The 17614-nt window shown below is 68.7% G+C and carries 13 protein-coding genes and 1 tRNA gene; 2 read left to right on the plus strand and 12 right to left on the minus strand.

Annotation, left to right across the window (positions count from 1 at the left end; translation table 11 throughout):
* Positions 1–22: 22 nt before the first annotated feature.
* From AC1D2O_RS28615 to AC1D2O_RS28665, 11 genes are all read right to left on the minus strand, one after another.
* Complete coding sequence (locus AC1D2O_RS28615; protein ID WP_478158285.1) at positions 23–1501, minus strand: efflux transporter outer membrane subunit; 1479 nt, start codon at positions 1499–1501, stop codon at positions 23–25.
* On the minus strand, positions 1488–4670 hold the full coding sequence (locus AC1D2O_RS28620) for an efflux RND transporter permease subunit (protein WP_478091367.1): 3183 nt from the start codon (positions 4668–4670) through the stop codon (positions 1488–1490). The genes AC1D2O_RS28615 and AC1D2O_RS28620 overlap by 14 nt, the downstream gene beginning before the upstream one ends.
* The gene (locus AC1D2O_RS28625; protein WP_478091366.1) at positions 4667–6259 is read right to left on the minus strand and encodes an efflux RND transporter periplasmic adaptor subunit; all 1593 of its coding nucleotides are present in this window, start codon (positions 6257–6259) and stop codon (positions 4667–4669) included. Before AC1D2O_RS28625 ends, AC1D2O_RS28620 begins: the two co-directional genes overlap by 4 nt.
* 10 nt (positions 6260–6269) lie before the next feature.
* Complete coding sequence (locus AC1D2O_RS28630) at positions 6270–7532, minus strand: ion channel protein (protein WP_478091365.1); 1263 nt, start codon at positions 7530–7532, stop codon at positions 6270–6272.
* A gap of 10 nt (positions 7533–7542) precedes the next feature.
* Positions 7543–8010 carry a YidH family protein gene (locus AC1D2O_RS28635; protein ID WP_478091363.1) on the minus strand — a complete coding sequence of 156 codons (468 nt, stop codon included), beginning with the start codon at positions 8008–8010 and terminating at the stop codon, positions 7543–7545.
* On the minus strand, positions 8000–8635 hold the full coding sequence (locus AC1D2O_RS28640) for a MarC family protein (protein WP_478091361.1): 636 nt from the start codon (positions 8633–8635) through the stop codon (positions 8000–8002). Before AC1D2O_RS28640 ends, AC1D2O_RS28635 begins: the two co-directional genes overlap by 11 nt.
* Positions 8636–8658: 23 nt before the next feature.
* Entirely contained in the window at positions 8659–9660 is a 1002-nt protein-coding gene (locus AC1D2O_RS28645) for an HAD family hydrolase (RefSeq protein WP_478091360.1), read from the minus strand.
* Between the two features lie 26 nt (positions 9661–9686).
* On the minus strand, positions 9687–12185 hold the full coding sequence (locus AC1D2O_RS28650; RefSeq protein WP_478158286.1) for an autotransporter: 2499 nt from the start codon (positions 12183–12185) through the stop codon (positions 9687–9689).
* A 16-nt stretch (positions 12186–12201) separates the two neighbouring features.
* Positions 12202–13677 (minus strand): DUF1254 domain-containing protein, encoded by a 1476-nt coding sequence (locus AC1D2O_RS28655; protein WP_478090554.1) that lies wholly within the window; start codon positions 13675–13677, stop codon positions 12202–12204.
* Positions 13674–14606 carry an HAD family hydrolase gene (locus AC1D2O_RS28660; RefSeq protein WP_478090555.1) on the minus strand — a complete coding sequence of 311 codons (933 nt, stop codon included), beginning with the start codon at positions 14604–14606 and terminating at the stop codon, positions 13674–13676. The genes AC1D2O_RS28655 and AC1D2O_RS28660 overlap by 4 nt, the downstream gene beginning before the upstream one ends.
* A gap of 227 nt (positions 14607–14833) precedes the next feature.
* Entirely contained in the window at positions 14834–15544 is a 711-nt protein-coding gene (locus AC1D2O_RS28665) for an SDR family NAD(P)-dependent oxidoreductase (protein ID WP_478158287.1), read from the minus strand.
* A gap of 95 nt (positions 15545–15639) precedes the next feature.
* Between AC1D2O_RS28665 and bktB the strand changes: the two genes are divergently transcribed.
* Together bktB and AC1D2O_RS28675 are read left to right on the plus strand one after the other, a co-directional pair.
* On the plus strand, positions 15640–16824 hold the full coding sequence (gene bktB, locus AC1D2O_RS28670) for a beta-ketothiolase BktB (protein ID WP_478090557.1): 1185 nt from the start codon (positions 15640–15642) through the stop codon (positions 16822–16824).
* 63 nt (positions 16825–16887) lie between these two features.
* Positions 16888–16963: transfer RNA gene (locus AC1D2O_RS28675), tRNA-Lys, on the plus strand.
* 124 nt (positions 16964–17087) lie between these two features.
* Here AC1D2O_RS28675 and AC1D2O_RS28680 read toward each other — a convergent pair.
* Positions 17088–17612, minus strand: a complete 525-nt coding sequence (locus AC1D2O_RS28680) for a DUF4411 family protein (protein ID WP_478090558.1) — start codon at positions 17610–17612, stop codon at positions 17088–17090.
* Positions 17613–17614: the final 2 nt, after the last annotated feature.

Here is a 17614-nt window from a genome sequence, read left to right on the forward strand (position 1 = left end):
AGGCGCGTCCTCGACGATGCCGTCAAGGCACAAGGGGCGGCCGCTCGTCCAGACGAACCGCAGGCTGCGGCGCATCCTCGTTCGCCAGGCCCACCCAGCCGCCGCCGAGCGACTTGTACAGCGCCGCCACCTGCAGCAGCACGTCGCCCTGGGATTTCGCCAAATCCACCTGCGCGTTGAACAGGCTGCGCTCGGCATCGATCACTTCGAGGTAGCTGGTGTAGCCGCCTTCGAAGCGCTTGCGCGAGAGCCGCGCGTAGTTGACCAGCGCCCCGACCTGGATCTGCTGCGCGTCGAGTCCCTCGCGCGAGTTGGAGATGCCCGCGAGCGCGTTCGCGGTCTCGCTGAAGGCCGCTTGCACGGTCTTGCGGTATTGGGCGACCGCCGCGCGCTGCTCGGCCTCGGCGCGTTCCACCTGGCCCGCGATGGCGCCTGCCGTGAACAGCGGCAGGCTGATGTCGGCACCGTAGCTCCAGACCCGCGCCGGGCCGCTCCACAGGTCGGACAGCGACCGGCTCGCCTGCCCGAACGCGCCGGTCAGCGAAATGGTCGGGAAGTAGGCCGCCTTGGCCGCGCCGATGCGCGCGTTGGCGGCCACCAGCGTCTGCTCGGCCTGCAGGATGTCCGGGCGCCTGTCGAGCAGTTCGGAGGGCAGGCCCGCGGGCACCGGCGGCGCCACCAGCACGTCGATGCTGCGCCCGCGCGCGATCGGCCCCGGGTCGCGCCCGATCAGGATCGACAGCGCGTTCTCCTGCTCGGAGATGGCCTGCAGCAGCACCGGCACCGCGCGCAACGCGGTGGCGTACTCCGAACGGGCCTGGCTCACTTCGACCGCCGACACCACGCCGCCCTTGAAGCGCCGCAAGAACAGGTCGAGCGAATCCTTGCGCAGGCCCAGCGTGCTGCGCGCGACTTCGAGTTCGCGGTCCTGCTCGCGCAGCCGCACATAGCCCGTCGTGACCGCGGCCACCACCGACAGCACGGTGCCGCGGCGGAAGGACTCGCTCGCCTCCAGCTCGGCGGTCGCAGCTTCGGTGAGCCGGCGCGTGCGACCGAACAGATCGATCTCCCAACTCGCCAGCAGCGTGGCCTGGGCCGCGTTGTAAGGATTGACGGTGGGTGCCGGGCTGATGGTCTTCTCGCTCGCCCGGGTTCGGCTGCCGCTCGCATCGGCGCCGATCTGCGGGAACAACGGCGAGCGCGTGACGCCGAGCGCGCCGTAGAACTGCTCGACGCGCGAAGCGGCCACCACCAGGTCCAGGTTGTTTCGCAGGCCCTCTGCAATCAGCGCATCGAGTTCGGCATCGCCGAACTGGCGCCACCAGGCGCTGTCGGGCAGCGCAAGTTCGGCGGGGGTCGGCGGCGCCGCTCCGCGGTATTGCGCCGGGATGCTCATCTCCGGCCGCTTGTAGTCCGGGCCGAGCATGCAGCCGGCGAGCAGGGCCGCGAGTCCGGCGACCATGCCGGCACGGCCGATGCGGGTCCGGTCAATGCGGGGCATCGACGGCACCTCCCGCATCGGGCGCGGCCGGCCCGGCCGGCGCCTTCCTGGCCGCCGACCGCTCGCTCAGCGTCTCGAAGCCCCAGAAGAACATCGGGATGAAGAAGATCGCGATCATCGTCGCGCCGAGCATGCCGCCGATCACGCCGGTACCCAGCGACTGCCGGCTGGCGGCCGATGCGCCGCTCGCGATCGCCAGCGGGATGCAGCCGAGGATGAAGGCCAGCGAGGTCATGATGATCGGGCGCAGCCTGAGCTTGGCCGCGCCGACGGCCGCTTCGTAGGCCGACATGCCTTCCTTCTCGCGCAGCTCGACCGCGAACTCGAAGATCAGGATCGCGTTCTTGGCCGCCAGCGCGATCAGCACCGTGAGGCCGATCTGGAAGTAGACGTCGTTCTGGATGCCGCGCATCCAGATCGCGGCGATGGCACCGAACAGCGCGAACGGCACCGCCAGCAGCACGCCGATGGGCAGCGTCCATTTCTCGTACTGCGCGGCCAGGATCAGGAACACCATCACCAGCGCGAAGGCGAACACCATGCCGGCCGTGGAGCCGGCCTTGCGTTCCTCGTAGGACTGCCCCGACCAGGCGTACGAGAAGCCCTGCGGCAGCACCTCCCTGGCCACCGCCTCCATGGCGTCGAGCGCCTGGCCCGAGCTGTAGCCGTGCGCGGCATCGCCGGTGATCTTGGCGGCGGTGAAATTGTTGAAGCGCGTGACGATGTCGGCGCCGGTCACGTAGCGGGTCGTCGCCACGGCCTTCAGCGGCACCATCTTGCCGTCGCGGTTGCGCACGAACATGTTCTGCAGGTCGTCCGGCTTGGCGCGGTAGTCCGGCTCGGCCTGCAGGATCACCTGGAACAGCCGGCTGTTCTTCGGGAACTGGCTCACGTAGAGCGAGCCGAACAGCGTCTGCAGCGTGGAGTACACCTCCTGCACCGGCACGCCGAGGCTCTCGGCCCGGTCGCGGTCGACATCGACCAGCAACTGCCGCGAGCGCGTGTTGATGGTGCTGTTGACCCCGCGCAACTCGGGCCGCTGGCGCGCCTTGGCGATGAACTCGCGCGTCACCTCCTCGACCCGCTGCAGGCTGGCGTCGCCTTCGCTCTGGACCCAGAACTCGAAGCCGCCGGTGGTTCCGAGTCCCGGAATCGACGGCGGGTTGACCGGCACCAGCACGCCTTCCTTGAAGGTCGCGAATTCGGCGCTGGCATCCCGGATCAGCGCATCGGCGCGGTCGCCCGGCGCCTGCCGTTCGGCGAAGCCCTTGAGCGACACGAAGAGCACGCCCGCGTTGGACTTGAGCTGCGAGTCGATCAGGCTGAAGCCGGGCACCGAGGCCACCGACTGCACGGACGGCTGCTTGCTGAACCACTGCTGGGCGCGGTCGGTGACCGCCTCGGTGCGGTCCAGGCTGGCCGCATCGGGCATGATCGCCGCGGTGAAGATGTAGCCCTGGTCCTCGACCGGCAGGAAGGTCGATGGCACCTTCTTGAAGAGCCCGAGCATGATGACCACCATGCCGACGATCAGCAGCAGCGAAAAGCCGACCCGCCGGATCGCCAGCCGGGTGGTCGAGGTGTAGCGCTCGGTCAGGTGCTCGAAGCGCCGGTTGAACCAGCCGAAGAAACCCTTCTTCTCGTGCTCGCCGGGCTTCGGCGGCTTCAGGAGAATGGACGCCAGCGCCGGCGACAGCGTCAGCGCCACCAGGCCCGAGAACACCACCGACACCGCGATCGTGATGGCGAACTGCTTGTAGAGCTGCCCCGTGATCCCCGAGAGGAAGGCCACCGGGATGAACACCGCGCACAGCACCAGCACGATGGCGACCACCGGGCCGCTGACCTCGTCCATCGCCTTCTTCGCCGCCTCCTTCGGGCCGAGGCCGAACTCGGCCATGTTGCGCTCGACGTTCTCGACCACCACGATCGCATCGTCGACCACGATGCCGATCGCCAGCACCATGCCGAACAGGGTCAGCATGTTGATCGAGAAGCCCATCGCGGTCATGCCGATGAAGGCGCCGAGGATCGACACCGGCACCGCCAGGATCGGCACCAGCGTGGCCCGGAAGCTCTGCAGGAACAGGAAGACCACCAGCACGACCAGGACCACCGCCTCGATGAAGGTGTGGACCACCTCGTTGATCGACTCGCGCACGAAGTCGGTGGTGTCCAGCGCGATGTCGTAGTCCAGCCCCTCGGGGAAGGTGGGCTTCATTTCGCCGAGCAGCTTCTTCACGTCGGTCGCGACCTGCAGCGCATTGGCGCCGGGCTGCTGGTAGATCGCGATCAGCGTGGCGGTCTTGCCGTTGTACTTGGAGCGGATCGAGTAGTCCTTGGCGCCCAGCTCGGCGCGGCCGATGTCCTTGACCCGGACGATGGCCCCGGTGCCGTGCTGGGCCCGCAGGATGATGTTGTCGAACTGCGAGGGCTCGGTCATCCGGCCCGAGGTGGTGACCGGGATGGTCTGCTGCACCGGCGCCGCGGTCGGCGAAGCGCCGAGCCGGCCGGCCGCGTACTGCTGGTTCTGCGCCGCCACCGCCTGCTGGACGTCGGTCGCCGTCAGGCCCAGGCCGGCCATGCGGTCGGGCTTGAGCCACAGGCGCATCGCGTAGTCGGGCGAGCCGAAGATCGAGCTCTGGTTGGCGCCCGGCACGCGCTTGATCGCGTCCAGCACGTTGATGTTGGCGTAGTTCGCGATGTAGGTCGGGTCGTGGCTGTTGTCGGGCGAATAGATCGCCACGATCATCATGAAGGCCTGCGACTTCTTGGCCACCGAGACGCCCTGGCTGCTGACGGCCGAGGGCAGCGTCGGCAACGCCAGGTTGACCCGGTTCTGCACGTCGACCTGCGCCAGCGACGGGTCGGTGCCGATCTCGAAGAACACCGACAACGTCATGTTGCCGGTCGAGCTCGAGGTCGAGTTCATGTACATCATGCGGTCGGCGCCGTTGACCTGCTGCTCGATCGGCGCCGCCACGTTCTGCGACACCACCTCCGAGCTGGCGCCCGGATAGGTGGCGCTGACCGAGATCTGCGGCGGCGTGATGTCGGGGAACTGCGCGATCGGCAGGTTCAGCATCGCCACCGCGCCGGCCAGCACGATGATGATCGAGATGACCGACGCGAAGATCGGCCGGTCGATGAAGAAGTGGGCGAACTTCATCGCGTCTGCGCCAGCACGACGTCGACCCGGCGTGCCAGCGCAGGCGACTCGGAACCCACCAGGTTCGAGGGCACGTGCAGGACGATGCGCCCGGGCGGCACGCCGGCGGCAATCAGCGCGTCGCGCACGGTTTGTGCGCGCTCCCGGGCCAGCGCCTTGTTGAGCGCCGCATCGCCGCTGGCATCGACATAGCCCTGCACCTCGGCGCGCAAGGCGGGGCGGGACTTGAGCGTCGCGGCGACGCCCAGCAGCCGCGCGCGGCCGGTGGCGTCGAGAACGGCGCGGCCGCGCTCGAAGTAAACGGCATCCTTGTCGGATGCGGGCGCGGATGCGGGCGCGGGTGCGGAGGCGGCGGGCGGCGCGGAAGCGGCGCCCGGGGATGGCGGCTTGGCCGACACCGAAGGCAAGGCTGCCGAGGCGGCCATCGCCAGCGGCTTGTGCTCCGGCAGCGGTGGCGCGGGCACTTCCTTCGCGTTCACCATGACCCCGGGCGCCAGCCGCATGAAGCCGTCGACCACCACCCGCTCGCCGTTCTTGAGGCCGCTGGTCACGAGCCATTGATCGCCGAGCCAGTCGCCGGCTTCCACCGGTCGCTGGATCGCCTTGCCCTCGGCGTCGACCGTCCAGACGAACTGGCTGCGCGGGCCCTGCTGCACCGCCCGCTGCGGCACCACGATCGAGTTCGGCCGGGTGAAGCCGGACACCTTGACACGCACGAACTGGCCGGGGCGCAACTGGCCCTTGGGATTGGGCAGCTCGGCCCGCAGCAGGAAGGTGCCGGTCTCCTGGCTGAAGGCGGCATCGGCGAAGGTGATGCGCCCCTGGGCCGGGAAGGTCGATCCGTCGGCCAGCAGCAGTTCAACGCCGTAGTCGTCGGCCGGCGCCTTCAAGAGCTTGCCTTTCGCGATCTCGTCCTGGACGCGCAGCGACTCGTTCTCGGACAGGCTGAAGTTGACGCGCATCGGATCGAGCTTTGCCACGTAGGTGAGCAAGCTGTTCTGCGCGCTGATGTAGGCGCCGTCCTGGACCTTGGCGAAGGACGAGAGGCCATCGACTGGCGAGGTGATGGTCACGTAGCTGAGGTTCAACTGCACATCGGTGACCTTGGCCGCAGCGGCTTCGACCGCCGCGGCGGCGCCCTGCTCCTGTCCGGTGGCATCGTCGAGGTCCTTGACCGCCAGCGCTTCGTCCGCCACCAGAGGCTTCACGCGCGCCAGGTTGGCGCGTGCCGTGCTCAGACGGGCCTGCTGTTGCGCCAGTTCGGCCCGGGCCGCCTTCAGGCTGGCCTCGAAGGGCTTGGCATCCATCAGGAACATCACTTCGCCGGTCTTGACGAAGGCGCCTTCGGTGTAGACCCGCCGCTCGAGGAAGCCGTTGACGCGGGCCCGGATCTCGACCTGCTGGGAACTCTCGGTCTGCCCCACGAACTCGAAGATCACCGGCACGGTCTGCGTCTTGACGACCTGCACCTCGACCTCGGTGGGCGGCGGCTTCGGCTTCTCCGTTTCCTTCCCGGAACAAGCGGCCAGCAGTGCCACGACCAGCAGCGCAGCGAGAAAAGCCCTGTACCCACTCATCGTTCGGCGCATGGAGACTCCCTCAGCTTTCGGCGGTCGATGGGGCAGGTGCCCTGATCAGCATCTCGGCGCGTCCGGCGAGAACCAGCCACGCCGGCAGGATAACCACGCACAGCAGCGGCAGCAACTCGATGCCGGGGATCATCACCGCGCCCATGAAGAGGCTGAGCCAGCCATCGCGCGTGACCACCAGCGTGAAGCCGAGCACCGAGCAGGCGATCGCCAGGGCCATGGGAACGACCGGGAACAGCTCGTGCACGAGCAGGCCGAAGGCGACGCCGACAAAGACCAGCGGAAAGATGCGCCCGCCCCTGAAGCCGCAGGTGGCTGCGATCAGCACGGCCGCGAGCTTGATGATGACGATCATGGCCAGCCCGGACGCGCTGTAGCTGCCCGCCGTGCTCGCCAGCGTCTTCATCTCGGCCAGGCCCTTGAACATGGTGATCGGGCCGCCGACGATGGCCAGGAGGCCGAGCAGGAAGCCGCCCAGCGTGAGGACCAGCACCGGGTGTCCCATGGCGCGAAAGAGCTTGTGCAGCCGCGGAAACAGCCAGACGCCCGCCATCCCGATGGCGACCGCCGCCACGGCCACGAGCATGCCCAGCCCGATGTCGGGGATCGTCGGATGAAGATAGGGCTCCACCGGCAGCGAGAAATTCATCTCCTCGAACTGCGACATCGTGAGCGCTCCGGCGCCCGCGGCCACCAGCGGCGCGAAAAGCTCGTCCCAGATCGGCTTTTCCTTGTCGTTGCCGCCGCGGCCGACCATCTCGGAGAAGAGCAGCGCCGCGGCGACCGGCGTGCCGAACATCGCGCCGATGGTGCCGGCCGCCGCGAGCATCACCCAGCCCTTGGCCGGCACCTTCGGCATCAGCCGCGCGCCGACCGCCACCGTCAGGCCGACGATGATCGCGATGATCGGGTTTTCCGGCCCCAGGCTCACGCCGCCGGCCAGCGCCAGGATCAGCGCCAGCGCGAGGCTCGGCAGCACACCGACCGCCGTGGGTGGGCCGAACAGCGAGACGGTCGCGGGGTCCGGGCCGGCGTGTCCGGGCAGAAAGCGCACCACCAGGCCGACCGCCAGCCCGGTGAGCGTCAGCACGCCGAGGACCCACCACCACGCGGTGCCCGAAGCGCCGACCATCGGCGGCAGCGTCTGCCAGAGGAAGCGCTGAAGCAGGTTGGCTGCGAGCACCACGACCAGCAGGATGAGGGCGGCCGCCATGCCGACGATGACAGCGGGCGCCGCGAGGGCGAGCATGGTGCGTGCGCGGGAATCGATCATGAGGTCTCGGTCAAAAGGGCCCGGTATCGAAGACCATGCTGAAGATGGCCAGGAAGCCGAGGACCAGCAGCAGCAGCGCCACGACCAGTGTCAGGGAGAGCGGAAACTGGCTCTCGGCATGGATGAGCCCCTGGCTCTTCAGCGTCTTGCGCTCTGCGCGCAGCCCCAGCATGAAAACGCAGTGGTAGGCGATGCCCGAGATCAGCATGGCGATCCCGATCACGACCAGCGCCTCGCCGAAGCGGCGCGGCGCCAGGCTGCTCTTGAGCACCTCGGCGTCGTGCAGCTTCTGGAACACCTGGAAGAGCGTGAAGCCGAAGCCGATCAGTGACAGCGAGGTCCGTATGACCGACATCAGCGTGCGCTCCGCGCTCATGCGCGTGCGCTGGAAGGACATCCCGGTTCGACGGGACGACAGTTCGACCGAAGCGCGGTCCGACGCCGACCCCGGGTCGACCCATGATTTGTCATCCGGCATTCAATGCTCCCAGTTCGCGCAGCGCGACGAAGATGATGCTCACCGCCAGGGCCACCTGAAGCACCCCCAGCACCGCGCCGAGAATCTCCAGCACCATGGCGGCGACCCCGCCCAGCATGCGCCGCGCATAAAGCATGGCGAGCAGGTTCAGCAGCATCACGCCGCCGAGCAACGCGAAGATGGTCAGCGTGCGCTCGATGGTGTGGCTGTTGGCCAGCAGCACGATGAGCGCCGCGATCCCGTAGGGCGTGACCACGGTCGGAAAGGTGATCCGCATCGCCGCTGCGGCGGGCGATGACGGCAACTCCTCCGGCGACGCATGGCCGGGCTGGTATTGCGCCAGCACCATGCGCATGCCGACGACGAAGAAGATCAGGCCGCCTGCCAGCAGCAGCGCCGGCACCGGAATGTCCCAGTTCCGCAGGAGCACTTGCCCGATCAGGGCGCCCAGGACCACCGCCGCCAAGGCGATGGCGAAGGTGCGCAAAGCGATTTCACGCAACGCCTTCTCGTCGAACCCATGGGTGAGCTTGGCGAACGGCCCGATGATCTTGAGCGGCCCCAGCATGACGAACAGCACCGTGAAGATGCCGCCCAGGCCGAGCAGCGAGTTGGTTCCGAGCATGGGATGCCCCTCCTTGATTTTGTCTACTTGTCGAACGGGAACACCTTGTTCCAGTCCTGTTTCATGTCGACCACGGTCCAGCCCCTGGCCTTCGCCTCGTCGAGCGCCTTGTCGAGCTGTCCGATGTGCGAGGCGCGGTCGTAGGCGTACTCGCGCCCGGCGTCGGTGTGATGCACCAGCCCCATGAAGCGCAGCCCGGCGCCGGCGGCGGTCCACTCGAGCATCTGCTGGTCGCCGTCGGAATTGCCGAAGGCGAGGATCGGGCGCCGGCCGATGAAGCGCTGGATGCCCACCGGTTTGCCCGCATGGTCGTCGACCAGGTCGATCTTCGCGAGCTTGAGCAGCACCGGCCGGCCGTCGCTGCCCTTCTTGAAGGCCAGCTGCCCGGTCGAGCCCACCACCTGCTCGGGCGGGATGCCGTAGACCTTCTCGGTGAAGACGCGCATGAACTCGACGCCGCCGCCCGAGACGATGAAGGTCTTGAAGCCGTTCTCGCGCAGGTAGGCGAGCAGTTCCAGCATCGGCTGGTAGACCAGCTCCTCATAGGGCCGCTTGAAGCGCGGATGGCGGGCCTGCGCGAGCCATTGCGCCACGGTGTCCGCGAACTGCTCGGTCGTCATGCCGGCATGGGTCGCGGCCATCACCTGCATCAGGCCTTTCTCGCCCGAAGCCGCGAAGGCCTTCAGGTCGCCTTTCAGGATCGCATCGAAGGGCGGCGTGGTCTTCCACTCCGGGTGCTTCGGCGCCAGCGCCCTCACGCGATCGAGCGCGAAGGCGAACTGCACGTAGACCGGCTGTTCGATCCACAGCGTGCCGTCGTTGTCGAAGACCGCGATGCGCTCGGCCGGCGGCACGAAGGTCGGCGCGCCCGGGGTCGTGACGTCGGCCACGAACTTCAGGATCGACTGCCTGGCCGCGCCGTCGTTCCACGACGGCAGTCCCTGCGCCTGCGCGACCGCGGCTGCGGCAAGCAGCAAGGCGGCGGACAGCAAGCGCCGCAGCGTGTGCGTGACGCGGGCGTTCATGGTCTGGGCTCCATGGATTCTCGGGCCTATCGGCGGCGGAAGCCACCACCACCGCCACGGAAGCCGCCGCCACCGCCGCGAAACTCGCCGCCGCCGCCGAATCCCCCGGCGTGGGAATCGCCGCTGAACGAACGGTTCATGTTCATCGACGACTGGTGCAGCTCACCCGTGCGCTGGGCGCCGAAGTCGCGCGCGCTGCGCTCGCTGTCGAGTTGCGAGAAACCCTGCTCGCCGCCTGCCGCCCGGCCCTCCCAGCCGCCCGGCGTGGCTTTCTGCCAGCCGTCGCCGGTGTTGCGGTAGACATTGCCGTCCTTGCCGGCATAGACGTCGTTGCCGACATGGCCGACCGTGCCGCCGCCCTCCCCGGTGGCCCGGCCGTAGGTGGTCACCTGGCCGCTGTTGTGGTTGTAGACCGCGCCCCGGCCGCCCGACACCTCGTTGCCCGTGTAGGCATTGCCCACGGTGCCGCGCGCGCCGACCGCGGCGCTGCCGCCCGGCCCGACCGCCGCACCGCGCCCGCCCGCCGCGTAGTTGCCGGTGTAGGCGTTGCCGATCGCGCCGCGCTGGCCCGCCGAGGCGATGCCGGTGCGCGAGTTGTACGAGGAACCCACCTGCCCGGCCCAGGCGTTGCCGGTCCAGGCGTTGTAGCCGCCGGCGGCGCGCGACACCGTCGCGCGGTTGCCCCATTGGCTGTAGACGTTGCCGCTGTAGCCGGCCCAGCCGCCGGGTCCCCAGGCCACCGCGCCGCCGCGCGGGCCGAAGGCGGCCCCGCCCCACACCGGCGCGGCCCAGGGCCCCCAGTACGGATACGGGCCCCAGCCCCAGCCGGTGGCCACGGTCGCCGCGCCCCAGGCCCAGCCGAGGCCGAAGGCCACCGCCCAGCCGGTCCACGGCGTGTACGCCACCGCCGCGCCATAGCCGTAGGTGACCGGCGGCCCATACCAGACCGAGCCGATCCACGGGTTGTAGACATAACCCGTGCCGTACACCACCACGCCCGAGACCGGGTCGACGATCGCGCCCATGTAGCCCGGCGAGTAACCGGCGTAGACCGTGTCGGGCGTCGTGTCGTAGATGCGCACGTAGGTCACGTAGTGCAGCGGCGAACTCGGCGGAATCGAATAGATCGCCGCCGGCACCGATCGGGCGACCTTCCACGGCCCGCGCACCGACGCAGCGCTGAACCAGACGCCGTTCTCGACCGCGTAGTAGGCGCCGTCGCTGACCCGGATGATCGCGGTCGGCGTGTTCTCGACGTAGGACAGCGAGGTGCCCGCGATCGGCTTGAACACCGGCTCGCCGTCGAAACGCGGCGGCGTCAGCGAGGTGCCCGCCACCTTGACCGCGGCCGTCTGCGGCACGGTCGCCGCGATCGCGGCCTCGCGCGCCTGCGAAGTGCCGGCGACCGAAGCCTTGACGTTCTCCTTCGGACTGTCGTCGGGGATCCGCGCGAACGCGGGCGGCAGGGCATTGGCCGGAACGAACTGCCACGGACCGGCGGTGGAGGCCGAACGGAACCAGCGGCCGGCAATCAGGACGTAGGTCATGTTGTCCTGCATGTCCATGAAGATGTTGCCGGTGGTGTTCTCCACATAGAGCAGCGGCGCCCCGCTGAGCGGCACCGGCCGTGCCGTGCCGTCGGTCACGATGAGTTCGGTCGGCGCGGTGGCCACGAAGACCATCGGCGCATGGCTCTCGAGCCGCGGCGCCGGGCGGTCGGGGGTGCTCTGCCCCGTGAGCGGGTCGATCTGGTGCGCATCCATGGCGGTCTTGAAAGCCCGGCCCAGCTCCTTCGACGGCGCGTGGAGCACCTTCCACGGCCCGTTCAGCGCAACGGCCGTCATCCAGCCGTCGAACACCTTCAGGTAGTAGGTGCCCGAGCCGTCGCGCAGCAGCAGCGGCCGGGTGTTGAGCACGCGCTCGAAAGGCGTCCCTTGCAGCCGGCCATAGCGCGGCTCGCCGTCGATCGTGACCAGGATCGACGGTGCGCTGGAGAACACGATGCGCGGCGGCTCGTTGGCCAGCGGCTTGCGCTCCTCGGGCTGCCGGGTCTGGACGATCGCCATCGCGGCCTCGAGCCGATCCAGCGCGATGGTGCGCGAGCGGCCGCCGAGGTCGCGCGCGATGGCATCGCTCCAGGCCTGCGCCTGCGCCGCGGTCGAGGACGGAAAATCGACCTTGGCGAAACGCACGCCGTCGAGGGTGACCAGGCGGCGCCCCTTGTCGGTCAGCGTGCGGGCCTCGAAGGTGACGATGCCGTAGCGCGTCTGCGGCGGGTTGCTGCCGATCTCGACCTGCACCGCCGCGCGCCCGGCCAGCTTCACGCCGTCCCAGCTGTCGAGCTGCGGCTCGTACACCCTCAGGCTCGCGTTGCCGGACTGGACGGTGCGCGGCCAGGGCAGTTCGCCACCGATGGCAGAGGCGGCCGCCGTGGCGACCGCGGTGGGCTGCGCGCCCGCCGGCATCGCCTGCGCCGCCAGCGCGGCGACCAGGAAGATCGCGGCGCTGCCTGTGATTCGACTCATGAAAACTCCTCGTGATTCATTCAAAACGGACGACCGCCGGCGGCGTCCAGCGGCCGTCCACGGCGGCAGGCTCGGGCCAGTAGGCGCGGAGATAGAGCGAGAACTCGCTCGCGCCGCCGCTCGGCGCGGGCAGCCAGTTGCTTTCGTGCTCGACGCCGGGGGACTGCGGCTGCACGTAGATCGTCAGCGAGCCGTCCTCGGCAAAACGCAGCGACCTGCTCTTGGTGCCCACCGAATAGCGCCCGAGCGCATTGGGCTCGAAGAAGTGATGCGCGTTGTACAGCGTCAGCGACCAGAAGCCCTTCACCGGCGGCAGCTCTCCCGGCGCGAAGGTCAGGGCATAGCACCCGGCGCCGCACAGGCGCGCGCCGTCCTGGTCCAGGTCCTGGTAGAAATACTGCGTCTCGTTGGGCCTGTTGACGAAGATGTTCGACTTCGCGACCGCCGTGCGCGTGAAGTAGTCGGTGCCGAAGCAGGCGCCGTTGGCGATCGTCGACCAGTGGTGCGGCAACTGCCGCCCGTAGTTGCGGAACTCGAACAGCGGCTCGACCAGTTCCCGGTCGGCCGCCGCCACCGCCTGCTCGAAGACCTCCTTGAGGTGCGCATCGCCGGCGACCGCGTCCACCACCGCCAGCACCTGCGCATAGCGCGCCGATTCGCCCGGCAGCGGCTTCGCATCGGCCAGCGCGGCGGGCAGGCTCTCGAGGAAAGTCTCGGGCGGCACCCATCGGGTTTCGCCGCCACCGCGGTCGGCCGCGTTCGGCACGGCCGGCACCCGAGACCAGTCGGTGCGCTTGATCCTGCCGTCGAACTGCGCCACGGGGTACAGCCCGATCCGGCTGATGACCGACTGCGCCGCCAACAGATCCTCTTCGGTGTCTTCGCGGAACACCCGCGGAATCACCACGCCGGTGCCGGTCTGCGAGACGAACACCCGGCGGATGCCCGGCGGCACCGCGCCGACCCAGTTCGGCCCGACCAGCAGGTAGAAGCCGGCCTGCGTGCCGTACATGCTGCCGAGTTCGGCAACGCTGTCGGTGCGCGAATCCACCACCTGGATGACCCAGAAGCGGTCGCCGAAATCGGGCACCTGGAGCACCACCGGCGACTGGTCCAGCGCGACGATGCCGTTGCCATACACCACGTCCTGGTTCGGACAGGCCACCGCGCGCTCGGCCGGATCGATGTAGTCGGTCAGCATGGTCAGGCTGTTGGCCGGCCCGACCGGCAGCACGCCGCCCAGCAGCATCGGATGCGGCAAGCCGCCGAAGGCGACGCGGCGGTTGTGCACGTTGACGATCGGCCAGGCCCAGAAGAAGGCGTCGCGCGCCACCATGCGCACGTAGTCGTCGCTGAGCTTGGTCTTGGTGTCGGGACCCGGGACTGCCTGCGCCATGGTCATCTCCTGCAGCGGGAAGCATTCGGCCCGGCCTTGCCGGAAGGGCGGGCCCGCGCGACGGCCCATGCGCGGATGCGCCCGTGCCCGGGTCATGGTGTGGCCGTCCGCGGGACGAACACCGTGTTCCAGTCGCGCCGCATGCTGACCAGATCGATGCCGTAGTCGCCGGCATGGTCGAGCGCGTCGACCAGCGGACTGAGCCGGAACTCGCGGTCGTAGGCGAACTCGCGCTCGCCGTCGTCGTGGTGCAGCAGCAGCGCCAGCCGCGGGCCGGCGCCCGACTTGACGTAGCGCAGCATCGCGAGGTCGCCGTCGGAATTGCCGAAGGCAAGGATCGGACGCCGGCCGATGTGCAGGCCGATGTTCTGCGGCTTGGTTTCGCGGTCATCGAAAGTGCCGAGTTCCGCCAGCTTCCACAGCTCGCCACGCCCGTCGCGCATCTCGAAGCGCGTCTTCGTGCTGCTGCCGATGACCTGCTCCACGGGAATGCCGTAGACCTCCTCGGAGAAGGCGCGCACCAGGTCGATGCCGCCGCCGGTGACGATGAAGGTCTTGAACCCGTGGGCGCGCAGGTAGTCGAGCAGTTCGATCTGGGGCTGGTAGGCGCACTCCGTGAAACGGCGGCCGAGCTTCGGGTGTCTGGCCGAGGCGAGCCACGCCTTCGCAATGGCCTGGAAATCGTCCTCGGTCACGCCGGCATGCGTGAAGAAAGCGACGTCGAAGGCGCCCTGCTTGCCCAGCCTCGCGATCGTCTGGAGGTCGTGCTCGAGGAAGGCCTTGAAGGGCTGGCGTTCCTTCAATGCAGGATCCTGGGCCGCGAGCGCGACCAGCCGATCCTGCGCAAAGAAGACCTGCGACTGCATCGGCTGCTCGCACCACAGCGTGCCGTCGTTGTCGAAGGTCGCAATGCGCTCGGCCGGGCGGACGAAGTCCGGCCCGCCCTCCAGCGTCACCCGGGCCACGAAGTCGGTGATCGAGGCCTTGGCCGGGCCCTCGTTCCAGGACGGCAGGACGGCAGTCATGCGGCCGTCGATTGCTGAGCGGGCTTCTTCGCTGCCATGGCGGCCTCCGGGTTATTGCATCGTCGCGCGGGCACGGGGCAGCCATGCTGCCGCGCCAGAGCGTGTCGAGAGCATGCGCACGCCGGCGGCAAAGCGCACTTGTCCTAAGGTGACACGCGATTTGCCCCTTGGTGCAAGCTCAGCTCAGCTCAACTCAGCTCAGCCCGGGCCCTGGCTGGGCGCCGGACTCAGGCGTCGAGCGTCAGGTGCTGGCCGTGCAGCGCCGCGGCCGCCGGCGAGGCCAGGAAGGCGACGGTGCGGGCCGCCACCGAGGTCGACACCCACTGGTTCGGGTTGACATCGGGCATGGCCTGGCGGTTGGCGGGGGTGTCGAGCACGCTGGGCGCGATGCTGTTGACGGTGATGCCGTGCGGCGCCAGTTCCGCGGCCGAGGCTTCGACCAGCCGCTGCAGCGCGCTCTTCGACGCAATGTACGCCGCCATGGCCGCGGCGCCGCGCGCCGCCGTCTTGGCGGTCACGGCGACCACGCGGCCGGACTTGCGCTCGATCATCGCCGGCACCAGCGCCTGCGTCACCGCCACGAACGACCAGGCGTTCAGGTTCATCATTCGGTCCCAGGCCGCGCGGCCGAGCGCATGCACCGGCTCGCCCATCTCGAAGCCGCCGGCGATGTGCACCAGGGCATCGACCTGCCCGCCGAAGGTGCCGAGCACCCGCTGCCCCGCCCCGGCCATCGCCTCCACCGAGGTCACGTCGGCCTGGAGCAGCAGGTGCTGCGAGTTGTCGAGCCCGGGAAAGCTGCTGACGAGGTGCTCCAGCCGATGGTCGATCAGCGCCACGCGGCCCCCCCTGTCGAGGAACAGCTGCACCACGGCACGGCCCAGCGCGCCGGCGGCGCCCGTGACGACCACTTGACCCGGGGAATCGACTTCGTCCATGGCAGGTTCCTGGTTGGGGAAGGCATGGTAGCGCCGATGTCACCCGCACGGCGCCCGGGCTGGCATCATCGGTGCTTCGTTTGCAAAGGAGAACTGTGATGAAAGAAGTGGTTGTCGTCAGCGGCGTTCGCACCGCGATCGGAACTTTCGGCGGAAGCCTCAAGGACGTCCCGCCCACCAAGCTCGCCGCCCTGGTCACCAAGGAAGCGCTGGCGCGCGCCAAGGTCGACGGCAAGGACGTCGAGCACGTGGTCTTCGGCCACGTCATCAACACCGAGCCGCGCGACATGTACATGGCCCGCGTGGCCGCGATCGAGGGCGGCTGCGCCCAGGAGACACCCGCGCTGACCGTCAACCGCCTGTGCGGCTCGGGCCTGCAGGCCATCGTGAGCGCGGCCCAGAGCATCCAGCTCGGGGACGCCAAGGTGGCCGTCGGCGGCGGCGCCGAAAACATGAGCCGCGCCCCCTTCGCCTCGCTCACCGCCCGCTGGGGCGCGCGCATGGGCGACAGCAAGATGGTCGACATGATGCTGGGCGCGCTGCACGACCCCTTCCAGACCATCCACATGGGCATCACGGCGGAGAACATCGCCAAGAAATGGGGAATCAGCCGCGAGACCCAGGACCAGACCGCGCTGACCAGCCACCAGCGCGCCCAGAAGGCGATCGAGGGCGGCTACTTCAAGACGCAGATCGTTCCGGTGCCGCTGGAGAGCCGCAAGGGCACCACCTACTTCGACACCGACGAGCACGTGCGACACGACGCCAAGATCGAGGACATGAGCAAGCTCAAGCCCGCCTTCCTCAAGGAAAACGGCACCGTGACCGCGGGCAACGCCTCCGGCGTCAACGACGCGGCCGCGGCCGTGGTGCTGATGGAGAAGGAAGAAGCGGCGCGGCGCGGCCTGAAGCCGATGGCGCGCATCGTGGCCTATGCCTTCGCGGGCGTGGACCCGGCCTACATGGGCATCGGCCCGGTGCCGGCCTCGCGCAAGGCGCTCGAGAAGGCGGGGCTGAAGGCCTCCGACATGGACGTGGTCGAAGCCAACGAGGCCTTTGCGGCGCAGGCCTGCGCGGTGAGCCAGGACCTGGGCCTGGACCCGGCCAAGGTGAACCCCAACGGCTCCGGCATCTCGCTCGGCCACCCGGTCGGCGCCACTGGGGCGCTGATCACCGTCAAGGCCCTGTACGAGCTGGAGCGCATCCAGGGCCGCTACGCGCTGGTGACCATGTGCATCGGCGGCGGCCAGGGCATCGCCTGCATTTTTGAGCGGATCTGACGGCCGCGCCAAAAGTTGTGGCTATAATCGTGGGATTGCCTGAATGACAGAAATGTCGATCAGGGGCTCTTAGCTCAGTTGGTAGAGCAGCGGACTCTTAATCCGTAGGTCGAGTGTTCGAGTCACTCAGGGCCCACCACCAACACCGCGTAAGCGTTGAAAAGCCTGCTATCGATTCGATAGCAGGCTTTTTTCATTGGCCGATCGGTGACAGTCTGGTGACAGAATCAACCGCATTGCCGCTACGCTGATCGGCGCGCGCCCTACTTCCCCAACTTTTGCTTCCACCGGGTGCTGAAGCCCAGCGCCCGATTGAACTCGAACGGGTCGCACCAGTCCTGCCCGAAGGAGCTGCACACGTCGGGGAGCTTACGGTTCTGGCGCTGCTTCTTCGGCTTGGAGATTTCGACCGTCACGACGCACCGCTTCCCCTTGTCGGACAGCGCGTAGGCAGTCAGGAACGGATCGCGGCCGATCTGCTCGACCTCATCGTCCGTGAGGTCGGGGGCGTAGCCCTCAGTGATGACCTTCTGCACAAGGCCCGGGTCCACCGCGTCGCTCAACAGCAGCGCCTTCTTGTTGGCGTCCTCTTGCAACCATGCAAAGAGCAAATCCTTGTCGGCGTCGTCCGGGCCGTCCTTGACCTCGTCGAAGATTTCGAACGGCATCTTCACGCGGCCTTGTTCACCCTGGTAGGTGAGCCACTCCCAGTACTCGGGCACGCTATCCACCGGGTAGTAGGAGTTGTGGGCAGTGATCAACACGCTCGCGTCAAGCAGATAGAGCATCG

This window comes from Variovorax sp. P1_G12 (genome assembly GCF_056405555.1).

Excerpts from the sequence above, each read along its gene's own strand:
- AC1D2O_RS28615 (WP_478158285.1), bottom strand. The coding sequence starts at position 1,501 with ATGCCCCGCATTGACCGGACCCGCATCGGCCGTGCCGGCATGGTCGCC.
- AC1D2O_RS28620 (WP_478091367.1), bottom strand. The coding sequence starts at position 4,670 with ATGAAGTTCGCCCACTTCTTCATCGACCGGCCGATCTTCGCGTCGGTC.
- AC1D2O_RS28625 (WP_478091366.1), bottom strand. The coding sequence starts at position 6,259 with ATGCGCCGAACGATGAGTGGGTACAGGGCTTTTCTCGCTGCGCTGCTG.
- AC1D2O_RS28630 (WP_478091365.1), bottom strand. The coding sequence starts at position 7,532 with ATGATCGATTCCCGCGCACGCACCATGCTCGCCCTCGCGGCGCCCGCT.
- AC1D2O_RS28635 (WP_478091363.1), bottom strand. The coding sequence starts at position 8,010 with ATGCCGGATGACAAATCATGGGTCGACCCGGGGTCGGCGTCGGACCGC.
- AC1D2O_RS28640 (WP_478091361.1), bottom strand. The coding sequence starts at position 8,635 with ATGCTCGGAACCAACTCGCTGCTCGGCCTGGGCGGCATCTTCACGGTG.
- AC1D2O_RS28645 (WP_478091360.1), bottom strand. The coding sequence starts at position 9,660 with ATGAACGCCCGCGTCACGCACACGCTGCGGCGCTTGCTGTCCGCCGCC.
- AC1D2O_RS28650 (WP_478158286.1), bottom strand. The coding sequence starts at position 12,185 with ATGAGTCGAATCACAGGCAGCGCCGCGATCTTCCTGGTCGCCGCGCTG.
- AC1D2O_RS28655 (WP_478090554.1), bottom strand. The coding sequence starts at position 13,677 with ATGACCCGGGCACGGGCGCATCCGCGCATGGGCCGTCGCGCGGGCCCG.
- AC1D2O_RS28660 (WP_478090555.1), bottom strand. The coding sequence starts at position 14,606 with ATGACTGCCGTCCTGCCGTCCTGGAACGAGGGCCCGGCCAAGGCCTCG.
- AC1D2O_RS28665 (WP_478158287.1), bottom strand. The coding sequence starts at position 15,544 with ATGGACGAAGTCGATTCCCCGGGTCAAGTGGTCGTCACGGGCGCCGCC.
- AC1D2O_RS28680 (WP_478090558.1), bottom strand. The coding sequence starts at position 17,612 with ATGCTCTATCTGCTTGACGCGAGCGTGTTGATCACTGCCCACAACTCC.